The sequence below is a fragment of the Vibrio sp. EJY3 genome (assembly GCF_000241385.1).
GTDB classification, from domain to species: Bacteria; Pseudomonadota; Gammaproteobacteria; order Enterobacterales; family Vibrionaceae; genus Vibrio; species Vibrio natriegens.
In genome coordinates, this window is record NC_016613.1 from 357,175 (window position 1) to 375,162 (window position 17,988).

The following is a 17,988-nucleotide window of genomic DNA, read 5'->3' on the forward strand; positions in this document are numbered from 1 at the left end:
AAATAAAACTAATTCCATTATCATAAAGGAAATCGTTGCATACGGCACTATAAGACCGCTTTCGTCGATAAAAATTCATTGATAGAGAACACATAATGCATATTTTTGGCAAAATATTAGGTGCCTTTTTTGGCTTGTTACTTGGCGGGCCACTCGGCTTGCTATTTGGCTTATTTGTTGGCCATCAGTTTGATAAAGCACGCCGTTTGAGTCAGGCGGGGTTCTCTACTGGTGGGTTCGGCAAAGGACCGAGTCAGGCGCAACGTCAGGAAGAATTTTTCAAAGCGGCCTTTGCGGTCATGGGACACGTGGCAAAATCGAAAGGTCAGGTCACTAAAGAAGAGATTCAGCTTGCGTCTGCAATGATGGACCGCATGAACCTGCATGGTGAACAGCGCCGTGCAGCGCAAGACGCATTTCGTGAAGGTAAGGAAAGTGATTTCCCGCTGGAAGAGGTGTTGGTTAGGGTTAAGATCTCGACTGCGGGTCGTTTCGATTTACTGCAATTTTTCTTGGAGTTGCAAATTTCAGCCGCCTTTGCCGATGGCGAGATCCATCCAAGTGAACGCAATGTGCTGCACAAAATTGCTCGCGCTTTAGGATTTTCTTCTGAGCAGCTAGAGCGACGACTACACATGCAAGAAGCCGCGTTTCGCTTCCAGCATCAGGGCGGTTTTCATGGTCAGCATCAAGGCCAGTCGTCTGGTGCAGGGTGGCAGCAAGCATCTCAAGCTGATCAGTTAGCGGATGCGTATAAGATCCTTGATGTTTCGGCGGATGCCGACAGCAAAACGGTTAAGCGTGCTTATCGTAAGCTGATGAACGAGCACCACCCAGATAAGCTGATGGCGAAAGGTCTGCCTCCAGAAATGATGAATGTAGCCAAAGAAAAATCGCAAGAAATTCAAAATGCTTATGATCTGATTAAGAAAGTAAAAGGCTTTAAGTAATCTTTTTAGTTCTATCAGAGATGAAAGTAAAAAGGGCACTTGGTGCCCTTTTTGAGTTTTGGGGTTACAGGTGACTCAAAGCTATTCAAACTATTCCACTCAGTAAAATCAGTTGGCTTGATTTAAATTCCAATCGTAGTCGTATTTAACTCGACCGGAAAAGCGGTTGTACTGCGGTGCGTATTGCCTTATGTGATTAAACACGTTGTTCTCTCCACCAAAATCCACTGCAAACCAATCATAAATTGAAGAAATTTGCGCCGTGTCTCCTTCGATAGAAACGCCTTTTTTACTGTTGATAAATGTTTTCGCTGCGCTGTCTAACAAGGTCTGTGTGTTGTCAGCGGTAAACGCCTGAGCTTGCAAGTTCGGGCAGCCTAGGCTCGCACAGTTAACCGCATAATGGGTTCTTGGATCTTGCCAGATGGGGCGCAGGATTCGATGCTCAATATCATTCAGAGTTAAGTTTTGATTATTAATGGTAATAACGTCTTCATCCCAGGGCCCAAAACTAAACAGCCCTCCTAACTTAGTGATCGACTTTATCGGGTAATTATCCAATATCAGATCCACAGTGATGGCGTTGTACAGGTTCACCCAGTAAGCATATTGCTCAGCTTTGCGGTACTGCAAAGGATCGAGTTTTGCCAGGCGCTGAATGTACTGTTTGAGTGTTGCTTTATCCGCTGCCGACACAGCGCGGTAGCGAAATAACGTATTTTCTCCCTGAGTGACAAGATAGCGGTCGAGTAATTGTTGCCACTCTTGGTGAGAGACCTGTGTTTGGCTGGCCTCATTTGAGTGGTTCCAGTAGGGCCATAGATCGGCTTTGGGAGCGGAGAAAACGGAAAAAGAAAATAGGGCGCAAAGGAGCAATAAAAAACGCATCATAGCGATACCGTCGGTTAAAGTTTGTAGTTAGTGTAGACCGGATTAGTGTTTGTTTTCTTACTTTTATCGACACGTAAAAATGAAAAAAGGCTGACAATGGTCAGCCTTTTTCTTGTTTATTGACTAAAGCGTCTTAGCGCAGGAAGCTTGGAATATTCGCTTCATATTCCGCAATTTTATCTTCGTGCTGTAGCGTCAAACCGATGTTGTCCAAGCCATTCAGTAGACAGTGGCGACGGAACTCATCGATTTCGAAATCGTACTCTTTGCCATTGGCACGCACTTTGTTCGCTTCAAGATCCACTTCAATCTGTGCACCTTCATTCGCTTCAACGTATTGGAACAGTTCATCAACCTCTTGCTCAGTCAGACGCACTGGCACCATTTGGTTGTTGATTGAGTTGCCATAGAAGATATCTGCAAAGCTTGGTGCGATCATCGCTTTAATGCCGTAATCGGCTAACGCCCAAGGAGCGTGCTCACGAGAAGAGCCACAACCGAAGTTTTCACGCGCAAGTAGGATAGAAGCACCTTGGTAACGTGGTGCGTTCATCACAAACTCAGGGTTTGGTTGTTCACCAGCATCATCAAGGAAGCGCCAGTCATGGAATAGGTGTTTACCGAAACCCAGGCGAGACACCTTTTGTAGGAACTGCTTTGGTATGATGGCATCAGTATCAACGTTCGCTGCATCTAGAGGAACAACTAAGCCTTTGTGTTGTTTAAAACCTGACATCTGTTTTTTCCTTAATCTAGTTCACGAATATCAACAAAGTGACCAGCGATAGCCGCCGCCGCCGCCATTGCAGGACTAACCAAGTGGGTACGACCATCACGGCCTTGACGACCTTCAAAGTTACGGTTTGAAGTCGATGCACAACGCTCCTGAGGACCTAGGCGGTCGTTGTTCATCGCCAGACACATTGAACAGCCCGGTAGACGCCATTCAAAGCCCGCTTCTTTAAAGATAACATCCAAGCCTTCTGCTTCTGCTTGTGCCTTCACTTGCTCAGAGCCAGGAACAATCAATGCCTGAACATGTGACGCGACTTTGCGGCCTTTAGCCACTTCTGCCGCTGCGCGCATGTCTTCAATACGTGAGTTAGTACAAGAACCAACAAACACTTTATCAACAGGGTAGTCTGACAGTGATTTACCCGCTTCTAGTCCCATGTAAGCCAGCGCTTTTGCTGCTGATGCTTTTTCCACTGGGTCTGAAAAACTTTCTGGTGAAGGAATCGGTTGGTCAACCGCGATAACCTGACCTGGGTTTGTACCCCAAGTTACTTGCGGTTTGATGTCCGCTGCGTTTAGCGTTACTACGGCATCAAATTCAGCATCATCGTCCGTTTTTAGTGTTTTCCAGTATTCAACCGCCGCGTCAAAATCTGCACCTTGTGGTGAGAATTTACGGCCTTTGATGTATTCGAACGTGGTTTCATCCGGTGCAATCAGACCTGCTTTCGCGCCTAATTCGATAGCCATGTTACAAACTGTCATACGGCCTTCCATTGAAAGGTCCGTAATCGCTTCACCGCAGAACTCAACTACGTAGCCAGTACCGCCCGCCGCTGTAGTTTTACCGATGATCGCCAGCACGATATCTTTTGCTGTAATGCCCGGAGCGACTTTACCTTTCACTTCGATTTTCATTGTTTTCGCACGTGCTTGTTTTAGCGTTTGAGTCGCTAGTACGTGTTCAACTTCAGATGTACCGATACCGAAAGCCAGTGAACCGAACGCACCGTGTGTTGCTGTGTGAGAGTCACCACAAACAATGGTCATGCCCGGCAGAGTAATACCTAGCTCAGGGCCCATAACGTGGACAATGCCTTGGTATTTGTGGTTTAGGTCGTAAAGGGTTACACCGAATTCTTCACAGTTTTTCGATAGCGTTTCCATCTGGATACGAGCCATCTCGCCAGAAGCGTTGATGTCTTTGGTTGTGGTCGAAACGTTGTGGTCCATCGTTGCGAACGTTTTGCTTACCTGACGCACTTGACGGCCCTTTTCACGCAAGCCATCAAAAGCCTGTGGAGAGGTAACTTCGTGTACCAAGTGACGATCAATATAAAGAATCGGGTTTTCCCCTTCAGCTGCGACAGCGACGTGTGCGTCGTAGACCTTCTCGTAAAGTGTTTTGCCCATTATCACTAATCCTGTGTGCTGCCCCTGATAACGGCTTATCAGAGGCGAATAATTATTATCAATCTAGTTTAACTTATGAGTTCAAGATGTACTCGGCGATCTTGTCACCCATTTCTGACGTGGTCAGTGCAGGCTTGTCGCTTGCTAAATCAGCGGTAAGCTCGCCAGCAGAAAGTGCTTTCGATACTGCGGATTCAATGTCTTGAGCCGCTGCTTCTTCACCCAGGCTGTAACGTAGCATTAGCGCAGCTGAAAGAATTTGTGCTACTGGGTTCGCGATGTTTTTACCTGCGATATCTGGTGCACTACCGCCCGCTGGTTCGTAAAGACCAAACTTGCTTTCGTTAAGGCTTGCAGAAGGTAGCATGCCCATCGAGCCAGTAATCATTGCACATTCATCCGAGATGATGTCACCGAAGATGTTTGAACATAGCATTACATCGAACTGCGCTGGATCTTTGATTAGCTGCATGGTGGCGTTGTCGATGTACATGTGAGACAGCTCGACATCTGGGTAGTCTTTCGCGATCTCTTCTACTACTTCACGCCATAAGATAGAGCTCTGTAGTACGTTCGCTTTGTCGATTGAGCAAACTTTCTTACGACGTAGACGTGCAGATTCAAAGGCAATTTTAGCGATACGCTCGATCTCAAAGCGGTGGTAAACCTCGGTATCAAACGCTTTCTCTGTTGCGCCTTCGCCTTCACGACCTTTTGGTTGGCCAAAGTAAATACCGCCAGTCAGTTCGCGAACCACCACAATGTCAAAACCACGCTCAGAGATATCAGCACGAAGAGGAGAAAATGCCTCTAAGCCGGTGTGAATCTGAGCTGGACGTAGGTTACAGAACAGTTGGAAGTGTTTGCGCAGTGGAAGTAGAGCGCCGCGCTCTGGTTGGTCGTTTGGTGGTAGGTGTTCCCACTTAGGGCCACCTACTGAACCAAATAGAACCGCATCAGACTCTTCACACGCTTTTACCGTTGTTTCAGGAAGTGGGCAGCCATGATTATCAATAGCAATACCGCCGACATCGTGCTCATCACGCTCAAAAGAAAGGCCATGCTTTTTCTCGATTGCATCAAGAACTTTGTGCGCTTGTGCCATCACTTCAGGGCCAATACCGTCACCAGGTAGAACGGCGATTTTGTATGATTTGTCTGTCATGTTAATCCTTTAATATTCTAATTTTTAGCTAAATTTTATATCGAAGTTATTCTGTTGTGTGCTTGGAAGTAACGTTAGCTATTAAACAGTCGCAATTTTCTTTTGCTTGATTTCGGCAATCTTGTCGGCACGGTGAATGCTGTTGATTACGTGCAGTAGAGCCTGACCTGACGCTTCTACGATATCCGTTGAAACACCAGTACCATGGTACTTACGACCTTTGTAGTTAGCGATGATATCAGCTTGGCCTAAACCATCTTCACCTTCACCTTTGGCTGTTAAGTCGAACTTGTCTAGCACGATTTCGTAGCCTGTTACGCGGTAAATACACTGGTATAGCGCATCTACAGGACCATTACCGACTGCCGCTTCACACATTTCTTCATCGCCACATTGCATTTTAATGCTGGTGGTTGCCATCACGCTGCCTGATTGCACGCTCAAGTAGTTCAACTTGTAGAAGTCGTCTTCTTCACGAAGGTTAGAGAAGTGCATTAGCGCTTCCAAGTCGTAATCGAAAACTTGTCCTTTACGGTCTGCTAGCTTCAAGAAGTCAGCGTACAACGCATCTAGGTTGTACTCATCTTCTTTATAACCCATGGTCTCCATGTGGCTCTTCACTGCTGCACGACCGCTGCGGCTGGTTAAGTTAAGCGCTTGGTTCTTAAGACCAATAGATTCAGGAGTCATGATCTCGTAGGTATTCTTGTTCTTAAGCATGCCATCTTGGTGAATGCCTGAAGAGTGGCTAAACGCGTTGGCACCGACGATAGCTTTGTTACTCTGGATAGGCATATTACATAGTTGGCTGACTAACTTACTGGTACGGTGGATTTCATCGTGTTTGATGCCAGTGCGAACGCCCATTAGTTCTTCGCGCGTTTTGATGATCATCGCGATTTCTTCAAGCGAGCAGTTACCCGCACGCTCACCGATACCATTAATTGTACCTTCTACCTGACGCGCACCTGCCTGAACAGCGGCAATAGAGTTAGCAACGGACATACCTAAATCATCATGGCAGTGAACCGAAATGATGGCTTTATCGATGTTTGGTACGCGGTTAAATAGCGTTTCAATAATGCCGCCAAACTCACTTGGTACTGTGTAGCCCACAGTATCAGGAATGTTAACGGTTGTCGCACCTGCATTGATTGCAGCTTCAACCATACGGCATAGGTTGTCGATTGGTGTACGACCGGCATCTTCACAAGAAAACTCAACATCATCGGTGTAGTTACGTGCATGTTTGACTGCATTCACCGCCATTTCTAACACATCGTCATAGCTGCGGCGTAGCTTGTCTTCGACGTGAATGGTCGATGTAGCCAAAAATGTATGAATACGGAACTGGTCAGCGACTTTCAATGCTTCTGCAGCAGCATCGATGTCTTTCGCAACGGCACGCGAAAGAGCACAAATTCGGCTGTTTTTAATGTTTTTAGCAATGGTTTGTACTGACTCGAAATCACCCGGAGAAGAGATAGGGAAACCTGCTTCGATGACATCAACGCCCAGCCTTTCCAGCGCATAGGCAATTTGCAGTTTTTCTTTAACCGTCAAGCTTGCTGATAACGCTTGCTCGCCATCACGCAAAGTGGTGTCGAATATAATGACTTGATCGTTCATGTTTGCTTCCTTAATGATTTCTGCACTTTCGTGTGAGTTAATCGTTTACTTCCGGTATTTAGGTATAAAAAAACCCGCATTTGCATGCGGGTTCTTAGAACTTGGTGTGGTTATTTTTCTTCCACAGCCTACCCGCGCGAACTGGTCACGATCAGGAGGAGGCTAAGCAGGATAGAAAAATGAGCTGACATAATTGTTAAGCTTTCCACAAAATTAAGTTAACAAATTAGTACCGCACTCCATGAACTACGTCAACCCTAAAGTCGATTTTTTATTCATATCGGATGAGTCGATTGCAAAGAGGAGTATTTCATCCCGTAAAAAGTGAGCTGATAGGGGGTTCCATGATTCAGTCAAACTCTCGATAAAGATCACGGGTTCATTAGGTTGATCATTAAATAGAGGGATCAGGCTTACAAGCTATCCAGACAAGCATTGAATTGTTGGTTGAGAATCGATAGATAGAGTTTATAGTCTATCTCGAAGTGATGATAACACAGCCTATTGCTTAGATTGGTTCGACAAGACAATGAGGCGTCTTTGTGTTCGTTTTTGAGGTAGTTCTTGAACTAAGTGAAAGTTACAAAGGCAGAGGGTTAATGGCTAAAGCAAAACAATTTGGATGTTCAGCACTAGCACTAGCATTGATCAGCTTATCAGGTTGTCAGCTGTTTCAATCACAACCAACTCTGATCGTTCCACCTACCGTTGCGAATGATCAGGCTCAGGTCGTCGCGGTAATTCGTGATCAAATGGATATGTACCTGAGCTACGAAGGCCGAGAGTATTTCTTAAATCAGATGTTGGTTGCGCTGGAATCTGACAATCGTGATAGGTTTAAGGGTAAAGACCCTGAAACTTATGCGTGGTGGAAGATTCATGTTCAGCCTAACGAGTTGCATCAGGCTGAAGTCGTCAGACCGATGGAAGAGGGCATTGAGGTATACCAGAAATTAGAGTTTATGGATGTACCTTATCGCTCAAAGTCGACATTGCATTTGCGCTCCAAGCCCAGTTCAGATGGGGAAGAACTGAGCTCAGTCAGTAAAGGAGAAGTATTTAATGTTGTCGCGAAAGTCTCCGATCTGCCTTGGTATTTGGTTGAGAAGCGAGGGGTGATCAAAGGCTATGTCCATCAAGATTATGCGCGGAGTAATGTCGGCGAGCGTGATCTTCTTTCTACACCACCCAATCCTTTACTCGCGTCCGCTAAGGTTGCCGATGATAACTTTGAATATCGGTATGAACTTCAGGGAAGCTACACTTGCCGGGTACTCAGCTATGAGTTGAGTAAAAATGGTGAGTTTACCACTGGTGCCTTACGGGCCTGTCGTAAAAAGAGAAAGGTCTGGTATATCGACGCACCGCAAGCCTAAACCCCCATCATGTCCCAATACGTCCATATATGGCACGTAGAAATATTGATTTGTTCGGCTGTCTTGAGTTCGGGTAAATCACTTCTACGTTACGCCTGTCATTAATTGTCCAACTTCCCGTCATGTGGCTGTCACTAAAAACACCTAATTTGCGTAAAAGGCGTTGTCAAAGTGAGGGAAGGTCATATGAGAACGATAGAGACAATTACTCAGCCAATAACGGCCATCGCTAAGTTCGACTTAGCACTTTCTAGCGTTTGTTTACAACACCGCTTTAATCAGCAAGTAGCAAATATTAGCAAAGGGATTTCACACAGTGGTGATGGCCATCTTTACTTAGTTCTCGGAGTACTGGCGTGGTACCTGGATAAGGAGCAGGGGTTATGGTTTCTGCTTGCCGGGCTGCTGGCATTTGCCGTCGAACTGCCAATTTATTGGACGCTGAAAAACAGTTTTAAGCGTCGCCGTCCTGAAGAACTGAGCGCTTTGTTACCTGCTTTTATTACCCCTTCTGATCGCTACAGTTTGCCGTCCGGACATACTGCTGCCGCTTTTGTCATGGCAACGCTTATTGATCACTTTTACCCACAACTGGGATTTGCTGCTTATTTCTGGGCGAGCTTAATCGGCTCTGCGCGTATCTTCCTCGGGGTGCACTTTTTTACGGACATCATCATCGGTGCGCTGTTGGGAAGTTTGTGTGGTGGGTTTGCTATTTCAATGATCGGAGTTTAATTGATGAAAATCCTATACGGTGTGCAAGGCACCGGAAATGGTCATATTGCTCGCGCCAGAGCCATGAGCAAAGCATTTGGAATGCGAGATGTGCAAGTCGATTTTCTGTTTTCTGGTCGTGACCCAAACAAGTACTTTTCAATGGAAGCGTTTGGAGATTATCAAACGCGTCGAGGGCTCACTTTTGTGACCGAAAAGGGATCGGTAAACTACGCAAAAACGGCACTTAACAACAATTTGATTCAGTTTTTTAAAGAAGTGAATCAGTTAGACCTCTCTACTTATGATCTGGTGATTAATGATTTTGAACCTGTGACGGCATGGGCTGCCCGTAAGCAGAACAAGCCATGTATTGGGATCAGTCATCAGAATGCCTTCCGTTATCCCGTTCCGCTTAAAGGCGCAAGTTGGCTGGATAAGTCAGTGATTGAACACTTTGCTCCCTCACAACATCATCTGGGTTTGCACTGGTATCATTTCGATCAGCCCATACTGCCTCCTATCATTCACACATTGGACAGTCAGGAACACTGCGATAACTTCGTGTTGGTCTACTTGCCTTTTGAATCTATTGAGGACATTGCTGATCTATTGTTCCACTTTAATCAGCAGTCATTCATTTGTTATCACCCAGATGTGATAGAAAGTGAAGTGATCGAGAATATCGAGCTGCGTCCACTGTGCCATACCAATTTTCAGCATCACCTACATCGTTGTAGTGGCGTCATCGCCAATGGTGGTTTTGAGCTGCCGTCAGAGGCGCTTTCTCTCGGCAAGAAGTTATTGTTGAAACCATTAGCGGGTCAATTTGAACAGCAAAGTAATGTCGCAACGCTTGAAGATTTAGGGCTTGCTTCTTCGATGGACAGCTTAGACATTTCAGCGGTTCGCCATTGGCTGAAAGAGCAACAAGCGGAGAGCGTTAAGTATCCGGATGTGGCTCAGGCGATCGTTCATTGGGTGCTGCAAGGCTCATGGGATTCTCAAGAAGAGTTGTCCAGGCAGTTGTGGGAGCAAGTGGACTTTCCGAGTTACGTCTCTCATATCTAAAAAGCCAGAACCAAGAAATTTTTAATGCAGCAGTGTAATAATTACTGCTGCATTTTTATTCACTTCATGTTAGTTTTGATTCAATCGTACTGTCGTTGCTACTGTGCTTTTCTAAGTAAAATTGCTCAGGGTTATTGACTGTGTTTCTCTTAAAAAATTTATTCATATTCTCAGTGAATGGGTTTTGGGCTCATTTTTCTCACTGTTGAAAACACGACCCATGGGCTTGATTTGCCTGATTTTAGCGATTTTATATTTTTTTATGTTTTTATCAATATATTGATTTTTAAAGGATAAATAATTTAAGGGCTAAAATTTACTGATTAATTGTCAATCTAGTTGCGAAACCCTAATCAATTCGTTGATAGTACGGTTCGAGCCGGAATTATGCGGCCGATAAATATAATAAAAATCAGGTTTTCTATTCGTGAGATAATTGAATCCAGCCGCCGTCTTTTGTGCGAGATGGGATTCTATTCGCTATGAATTCATTGAACCAAATTGACGATTACAAAAGAGGCGCACTCAATGTTAGATAAAAAAGACGCGATGAGCGCAATTGCTAGCTACCGTATGGAAAGTACTTTGCGTGGTGTAGATTTAAACCTGTTAACGGTATTTGATGCCGTAATGCAGGAGCAAAATATCACTCGCGCAGCACACAACTTAGGTATGTCTCAACCAGCAGTAAGTAACGCAGTCGCACGTTTAAAAGTGATGTTTAATGACGAACTATTCATGCGTCAGGGTCGAGGCATTCAGCCAACCCAACGCGCTCGTCAGCTATTTGGTCCCATCCGTCAGGCGCTACAATTGATCCGCAATGAGCTGCCAAGCTCTGTATTCCAACCGGAGTCTTCAACGCGCTTATTTAAACTGGCAATCTGTAGCCCATGTGACTTACGTTTTGCACCAAAGATTATGTCTAAAGTGGCGCAACAGGCACCGAGCGTTCAGCTTCATTTAGACGCTGAATTCGACCGTCTTCTGTCTGAACGCATGCGTTACCAGGAGATTGATTTTGTGATCGACTACGCTCGCTTTGATGAGCAAGGTTTCTCGAGTACAGAAATTTTTAAAGATGAACTGGTTGTGATTGCTTCTAAAACGCATTCACGTATTCAGGGCGTGGTCACTGAAGAACAGCTGATTAACGAAAAACACGCGAAACTTTCACGAGTGCATGGTCAGCGTAGCTTCTCTGAGCAAGCATATCGCGAGCTTGATTGTCTGGCTGCGTATGAAGGTTCAAGCCTGAGCAACCTGCTTTATGTGGTAAGCCAATCTGAGCTTGTGACGATTGCACCACGCTGGATGGCAGAAAATGCGGTAAACAGCGATCAGCTGCAAATTCTGGAACTGCCATTTGCAAGTAAAGAAATCAGTGGATATCTGAGCTGGCACGAGTCTAGTGAGAAAGACAAAGGTCACATCTGGCTTCGTGATCAGTTGATGATTATCTGTGGCGAAGTTGTCGCACAAAAATAAGTGAAGTATGAGCTACCGGTTGAGTCCGGTAACTAAGTAAGTACTGAGTGTTTGATGCGGAAGATTCCTCAAATACTCACCAAATTTTACAATTACAAAGCCCCGGAAGGTTTGCTCTTTCGGGGCTTTTTATTTTTTACAATGGTTAATACAAACAGAAAGTTAAGTGCTTTTCTATCCGACTATTGATGGGGTGGTTCGCACTCATTAGTGAAGCCGATCTCTTAATAAAGAGAAGTTTGATATTCGTCAGTTGCGTTTTGCCGCCCTGTGAGTACACTTGCTCGCTCAATTAGCTTACACCTGTAAGCCAAAGGTAAGTAAAAATGGCCAAGTTAGATTTTCATATCGTTAAACGTATTCGTGAACAAATTGCGAAAGGTGATACTCGCGTTGCTCTAAAACACAAAGTGGGCAATGAATGGCAAGGTATTACTTGGCAGCAATTTGGTCAGCAAGTGGATGAACTATCGCTTGCACTTTTGGCTCAGGGATTGAGAGTTCAGGATAAGGTCGGCATTTTCTCAAATAACATGCCGCAATGGACGATTGCTGATTTCGCCGCACTGCAAGTACGCAGTGTGACGGTTCCTATCTATCCGACTAATACGGCTGCGCAGTCGGCGTATATCCTCGACAATGCAGACGTGAAAGTTCTGTTTGTGGGTGAGCAGCCTCAGTTTGATGCAGCCGTCAGTATTTTCGAGCAATGCAGTCAGCTAGAACTGATCGTGGCGATGTCTGACGATATCGAGCTTGGAGATCATCCATTTGTTGCTTCTTGGAAGGATTTTATTGCCAAGGGCAACAGCAGTTACCAAGAAGAGTTGGACGCTCGTGTTGCACAGGCTTGTGAAGATGATTTGCTTACCCTGATTTATACCTCTGGTACAACAGGACAGCCGAAAGGGGTAATGCTGGATTACGCCAATATTGCCGCGCAGCTAGAAGGTCATGATAAACGCTTGAGCCTAACTCAGGATGACGTCTCGCTGTGTTTCCTGCCATTGTCTCATGTGTTCGAGCGAGCGTGGACATTTTATGTCCTGTATAAAGGCGCAACCAACTGTTACCTCAAAGACACAGCGCAAGTGCGAGACGCGCTCAGTCAGGTTCGTCCAACTGTGATGTGTGCAGTGCCTCGTTTCTACGAAAAGATTTTTTCTGCGATTCATGAAAAGGTGTCTCGAGCACCGATCCACCGTAAGATCATGTTTACCTGGGCGGTGAACATGGGCGCTAAAATGGCGTTATGCCATCAGGAAAAGCGTCAGCCTTCAATCATGCTGCGTAAAGCTCATGCTCTGGCTGATAAGCTGGTACTGAGTAAGCTACGTGCGCTATTAGGTGGGCGTATTAACTTTATGCCTTGTGGCGGAGCGAAGCTGGATGAAACCATCGGCCGTTTCTTCCATGCGATGGGCATTAACGTTAAGTTAGGCTACGGCATGACGGAAACAACCGCGACCGTATCCTGTTGGGATGATTACTGCTTTGATCCTGACTCTATCGGTACATCGATGCCGGGCGCACAAGTAAAAATCGGTGCAAACAATGAAATTTTGGTTCGTGGCCCTATGGTCATGCGTGGCTACTACAAAATGCCAGAAGAGACTGAAAAAACGTTCGATGAGCACGGTTTCCTGAAAACTGGCGATGCGGGTCATATTGATGAAAACGGCAATCTTTTTATCACTGATCGTATTAAAGAGTTGATGAAAACCTCGGGTGGTAAGTACATTGCGCCACAGATGATCGAGGGTGCCATCGGTAAAGATCACTTTATCGAGCAGATTGCGGTTATCGCTGATACACGTAAGTTCGTTTCAGCATTGATTGTGCCGTGTTTTGATTCGTTGGAAGAGTATGCCAAAGAGTTGAACATTGCGTATCACGATCGCGTTGAGTTGATCAAACATCACCAAGTCGTAGAAATGCTCGAAAAGCGAGTTAATGAACTGCAAAAAGAGCTGGCTAAGTTTGAACAAGTTAAAAAGTTTAAACTGTTGCCAAAGGCTTTCTCGATGGATGATGGTGAGCTGACACCGACACAAAAATTGCGTCGTAAAGTTATCAATGACAAATACCAAGATGAAATCGAAGAAATGTACAAGGAAAAGCACTAGTTCGCTTAACTTGAACTCGCTTAGATTTCAAATTGATTAAAAAGTCCCCAGAGATGCCTCGTTCATGTCTGGGGACTTTTTTATTTACCAGTGTTCCTACTGTATTTTCGCCTGGTTAAGGGTAATTTTTCGACAAATATGGAGTTGCATATGAAATAATATTCTTTTTTTAACCAATACGCTCATTGATCATACTGTCTATTTTCGCTTCTCTGGCTGCTCTTCCTTCTATCAATCCAATTCTTGGTATCTTGTTAAGGAATGAGATCTAGATCTCATTAGACCCGTTGATAATAAAACGTTACATTTGTTGGGTAACCTTGCGGGATGTTATGACGAACGCAAGACATAGCCGAAAACGTGGAAGTATTTCGATTAGGCTACGAATAAGCCCTAAACTATGTAAAACCAGACCTATCCGTTGACCTTACGGTGTGGAAACTGGGTAAGGAGAGCAATTATGACAGCAATGTTGTCAGGTGCAGAGATGGTTGTGCAATCTCTGATCGAAGAGAATGTATCGCAGATCTTTGGTTACCCTGGCGGTTCCGTTCTAGATATCTATGACGCACTGCACGCCAAAACCGACCAAATTAAACACGTACTAGTAAGACATGAAAAAGCCGCAACGCATATGGCCGATGGCTATGCTCGTGCTACCGGCAAGCCGGGTGTCGTACTGGTATGTTCAGGTCCTGGCGCGACCAATACAATTACAGGTATTGCGACCGCTTATATGGACTCTATCCCAATGATAGTTATCTCAGGTAACGTACCGAACAACCTGATTGGTAACGATGCATTCCAGGAATGTGACATTGTTGGTGTCTCTCGCCCAGTGGTAAAACACAGCTTTTTAGTAAAGAAAGCGGAAGATATTCCTGAAACCATCAAAAAAGCGTTTTACATTTCGACGACAGGACGCCCTGGTCCAGTTGTGATTGATTTGCCAAAAGATGTTATGAATCCGCAAATCAAACTGCCTTACCAGTATCCAGAAAGCATTTCGATGCGTTCATACAAGCCAACCACTTCGGGGCACAAAGGCCAAATCAAGAAAGCACTCAAGTCTCTACTTGAAGCGAAAAAACCTGTGCTTTATGTCGGTGGTGGTGCGGTGATTTCCGGCGCACACGAGCATATCTTTGAACTGGCAGACAAGCTGAACCTTCCTGTAGTGAGCACCTTGATGGGCTTGGGCGCATTCCCTGGCATGCACAAAAACTCGCTGGGTATGTTGGGTATGCACGGTACGTACGAAGCCAACATGGCAATGCACGAAGCTGACCTGATTTTTGGTATCGGGGTTCGTTTTGATGACCGTACGACGAACAATTTGGAAAAATACTGTCCGAATGCGAAAGTTATGCATATTGATATCGACCCATCGTCGATTTCAAAAAACGTGAAAGTAGATTTACCAATCGTTGGTTCGGCAGAAAAAGTGCTTACGACCATGCTAGGTTTGCTGGCTGAGCAAGAAGGTGCAAACGACGAAGAGGCTATCAAAGCGTGGTGGGAAGACATTCAAGTATGGCGCGATCGTCAGTGCTTATCCTATGAAACCTCTTCAGAGATTATTAAGCCTCAGCAAGTTATTGAAACTCTGCACAAACTGACCAATGGCGATGCTTATGTTGCTTCAGATGTAGGTCAGCACCAAATGTTTGCTGCGCTTTACTACCCATTTAATAAACCACGCCGTTGGATCAACTCTGGTGGTTTGGGCACGATGGGCTTTGGTCTTCCTGCTGGTTTGGGTGTTAAATTTGCTATGCCAGAAGAAGAAGTGGTTGTGGTTACCGGTGACGGCAGTATTCAAATGAACATTCAAGAGTTGTCGACCGCAATGCAGTACGACATCCCAGTGAAGATCATCAACCTGAATAACCGTTTCCTAGGCATGGTAAAACAGTGGCAAGACATTATTTACCAAGGTCGTCACTCTAATTCATACATGAGTTCTGTTCCTGATTTTGCAGCAATTGCAGAAGCTTATGGTCACGTTGGTATTCGTATCGAGACGCCAGATCAGCTCGAAGCTGGTTTGCAAAAAGCACTCGATATGAAAGACCGCTTAGTTTTCGTTGACATTAACGTCGATGAAACTGAGCACGTTTACCCTATGCAGATTAAAGGTGAGGGTATGGACAAAATGTGGCTAAGCAAAACGGAGAGAACTTAATATGAGACACATTATTTCATTGCTATTGGAAAACCAACCTGGTGCGTTGTCTCGCGTTGTAGGCTTGTTCTCTCAACGTGGTTACAACATTGAGTCTTTGACGGTTTCTCCTACAGACGACGAAACTCTTTCTCGTATGAATATCACAACGACATCAAACGAGATGCAACTTGAGCAGATTCAGAAACAGCTACATAAGTTAATTGATGTGCTAAAAGTTCAGGAAGTAACAGAGCTTGAGCACCTTGAACGTGAACTGATGATGGTGAAGGTGAAAGCGAGTGGTTTTGCTCGTGCTGAAGTAAAACGCACAGCAGACATCTTCCGCGGACAGATCGTCGATGTAACAGCTTCTCAATATACCGTTCAGTTGGCGGGCACTAGTGAGAAACTGGATGCGTTTATTAAAGCAATTTCGGAAGTTACGGAAGTAGTGGAAGTTGCTCGTAGTGGGGTAGTTGGCATTGCGCGTGGAGAACGTGCGCTGAAGCCTTAACGCTAACCGATAGATTGCTACCAAGAAAAGCCACCGTGAAAATCGGTGGCTTTTTAAATTTGGTACCAGACAACCGGTGAATCAGTTTCGTTAGAAGCAAAAACAAAAAAAGAGGGCCGAAGCCCTCTTTTTATTTATCTTGTAAACGTTTCGAATTAAAGAACGTGTACAGATGCAGTGTTTGTAGTACCTGAAGCTACTAGAGCACCAGAAACCATCACAACGATGTCGCCTTTGTTACCTAGGCCAGACTCTAGAGCAAGCTCTTTACCAGTCACGTAGAACGCGTCTGTGTTTTCGATAGAGTCAACAACGATTGGCGTAACACCTTTAGTAAGAACAAGCTGTGCAGCTGTCTTAGTGTTAGTTGTTAGTGCTAGGATGTTTGCAGTTGGGAAGTACTTACGTACTGAACGTGCAGACTTACCGCCTTCAGTTGCAACAACGATAAGTGGAGCAGCCAGTTTCTCAGCAGTGTCTACAGCGCCTTTACATACCGCTTCAGTGATACGTAGACGTGGGCTGTCTAGACGAGAACCTAGTTCCGCTTTAAGAACTGAATCAGTACGTTTAGCGATTTGCGCCATGATAGTTACTGCTTCAACAGGGTATTTACCTTTTGCAGTTTCACCAGAAAGCATTACTGCGTCAGTGCCATCCATTACAGCGTTAGCAACATCGCCTGCTTCCGCACGAGTAGGACGTGGGTTGTTGATCATAGAATCAAGCATTTGAGTTGCAGTGATAACCATCTTACGTGCACGGTTACACTTCTCGATCATCATTTTCTGAGCGAAGATTACTTCTTCTGCTGGGATTTCAACACCTAGGTCACCACGTGCAACCATGATGCCGTCAGAAAGCTCTAGGATCTCATCGAAGTTATCAACACCTTCTTGGTTTTCGATCTTAGAGATGATGTGGATGTTCTCGCCGCCGTTTGCAGCAAGTACGTCACGGATTTCTTGAACGTCAGAAGCTTTACGGATGAAAGAAGCCGCAACGAAGTCAACGCCTTGCTCACAACCAAACTTAAGGTCGTTCTTATCTTTTTCAGATAGAGCTGGTAGGTTTACAGAAACGCCAGGTAGGTTAACACCTTTGTTTTCGCCTAGTGCACCGTTGTTAAGTACTTTACATTTAACTTCAGTTTCAGTAGTCGCGATAACTTCCATCTCGATTAGACCGTCGTCTACAAGGATAGTGTTACCAACGTTTAGGTCTGCTGCGAAACCAGCGTAAGTCACTGCTACAGTGTCTTTGTTACCAACAACTGAAGTGTCAGTTGTGAAAGTGAATTCTTGACCAGCAACTAGATCAACGTCGTTACCGCCTTCTAGTTTGATAGTACGGATTTCTGGACCTTTAGTATCAAGAAGGATTGCCAGTTGTTTGCCAGTTGCTTCCATTACTTGGCGGAAGTTCGCAATACGAGTGCCGTGCTCTTCATAGTCACCGTGAGAGAAGTTAAGACGCATAACGTTCATGCCTGCGTTTACTAGTTCAGTTAGCTTCTCTACAGATTCAGTTTTAGGGCCAATCGTACAAACGATTTTGGTCTTTTTCATGGAAGATACTCTCCGGTAAGTATAGTTACAATTTGAAAGTCGGTTATTTACTCTGAAGTCAGGGCGTTTTTGATGACATTTTGTGCCTGTCATCCACCGATTTTCCGCCACATTATTGAACTTCAGATTCTGAAAGTCTTTCACCAAGTTTAGTCATTTTATGACTTAAAGATCGGTGATT

The 17,988-nt window shown here is 45.0% G+C and carries 14 protein-coding genes; 8 read left to right on the plus strand and 6 right to left on the minus strand.

Annotation, left to right across the window (positions count from 1 at the left end; translation table 11 throughout):
• Positions 1-95 precede the first annotated feature (95 nt).
• Positions 96-950, plus strand: a complete 855-nt coding sequence (gene djlA / locus VEJY3_RS01700) for a co-chaperone DjlA (protein WP_014230721.1) — start codon at positions 96-98, stop codon at positions 948-950.
• 108 nt (positions 951-1,058) lie between these two features.
• Here the strand turns inward: djlA and VEJY3_RS01705 are convergent, their stop codons facing one another.
• The 5 genes from VEJY3_RS01705 to leuA form a co-directional block, all read right to left on the minus strand.
• Entirely contained in the window at positions 1,059-1,841 is a 783-nt protein-coding gene (locus tag VEJY3_RS01705; protein WP_041170194.1) for a DUF547 domain-containing protein, read from the minus strand.
• 133 nt (positions 1,842-1,974) lie between these two features.
• The gene (leuD, locus tag VEJY3_RS01710; protein ID WP_014230723.1) at positions 1,975-2,577 is read right to left on the minus strand and encodes a 3-isopropylmalate dehydratase small subunit; all 603 of its coding nucleotides are present in this window, start codon (positions 2,575-2,577) and stop codon (positions 1,975-1,977) included.
• An 11-nt stretch (positions 2,578-2,588) separates the two neighbouring features.
• A complete protein-coding gene (gene leuC, locus VEJY3_RS01715; protein ID WP_014230724.1) occupies positions 2,589-3,989 on the minus strand; it encodes a 3-isopropylmalate dehydratase large subunit in 1,401 nt (466 codons plus the stop codon).
• Positions 3,990-4,062: 73 nt separating this feature from the next.
• Positions 4,063-5,154 carry a 3-isopropylmalate dehydrogenase gene (gene leuB / locus VEJY3_RS01720; RefSeq protein ID WP_014230725.1) on the minus strand — a complete coding sequence of 364 codons (1,092 nt, stop codon included), beginning with the start codon at positions 5,152-5,154 and terminating at the stop codon, positions 4,063-4,065.
• An 81-nt stretch (positions 5,155-5,235) separates the two neighbouring features.
• A complete protein-coding gene (gene leuA, locus VEJY3_RS01725) occupies positions 5,236-6,783 on the minus strand; it encodes a 2-isopropylmalate synthase (RefSeq protein ID WP_014230726.1) in 1,548 nt (515 codons plus the stop codon).
• Between the two features lie 599 nt (positions 6,784-7,382).
• Here leuA and VEJY3_RS01730 point away from each other — a divergent pair.
• The 7 genes from VEJY3_RS01730 to ilvN all read left to right on the plus strand — a co-directional run bounded on the left by VEJY3_RS01730 (position 7,383) and on the right by ilvN (position 16,239).
• On the plus strand, positions 7,383-8,159 hold the full coding sequence (locus tag VEJY3_RS01730) for an SH3 domain-containing protein (protein ID WP_041170297.1): 777 nt from the start codon (positions 7,383-7,385) through the stop codon (positions 8,157-8,159).
• Positions 8,160-8,345: 186 nt separating this feature from the next.
• Complete coding sequence (locus VEJY3_RS01735) at positions 8,346-8,894, plus strand: phosphatase PAP2 family protein (protein ID WP_014230728.1); 549 nt, start codon at positions 8,346-8,348, stop codon at positions 8,892-8,894.
• A 3-nt stretch (positions 8,895-8,897) separates the two neighbouring features.
• Positions 8,898-9,944 (plus strand): MJ1255/VC2487 family glycosyltransferase, encoded by a 1,047-nt coding sequence (locus tag VEJY3_RS01740; protein ID WP_014230729.1) that lies wholly within the window; start codon positions 8,898-8,900, stop codon positions 9,942-9,944.
• 528 nt (positions 9,945-10,472) lie between these two features.
• The gene (calR, locus tag VEJY3_RS01745) at positions 10,473-11,432 is read left to right on the plus strand and encodes a LysR family transcriptional regulator CalR (RefSeq protein WP_014230730.1); all 960 of its coding nucleotides are present in this window, start codon (positions 10,473-10,475) and stop codon (positions 11,430-11,432) included.
• Between the two features lie 326 nt (positions 11,433-11,758).
• The gene (locus VEJY3_RS01750) at positions 11,759-13,558 is read left to right on the plus strand and encodes a long-chain fatty acid--CoA ligase (protein ID WP_014230731.1); all 1,800 of its coding nucleotides are present in this window, start codon (positions 11,759-11,761) and stop codon (positions 13,556-13,558) included.
• A gap of 460 nt (positions 13,559-14,018) precedes the next feature.
• Positions 14,019-15,743 carry an acetolactate synthase 3 large subunit gene (locus VEJY3_RS01755; protein ID WP_014230732.1) on the plus strand — a complete coding sequence of 575 codons (1,725 nt, stop codon included), beginning with the start codon at positions 14,019-14,021 and terminating at the stop codon, positions 15,741-15,743.
• A gap of 1 nt (position 15,744) precedes the next feature.
• Positions 15,745-16,239, plus strand: coding sequence for an acetolactate synthase small subunit (gene ilvN, locus VEJY3_RS01760; RefSeq protein ID WP_014230733.1), 495 nt, complete (start codon positions 15,745-15,747; stop codon positions 16,237-16,239).
• Between the two features lie 155 nt (positions 16,240-16,394).
• On the opposite strand, the gene pykF is transcribed toward ilvN, so the two are convergent.
• Complete coding sequence (pykF, locus tag VEJY3_RS01765; RefSeq protein WP_014230734.1) at positions 16,395-17,807, minus strand: pyruvate kinase PykF; 1,413 nt, start codon at positions 17,805-17,807, stop codon at positions 16,395-16,397.
• Positions 17,808-17,988 lie beyond the last annotated feature (181 nt).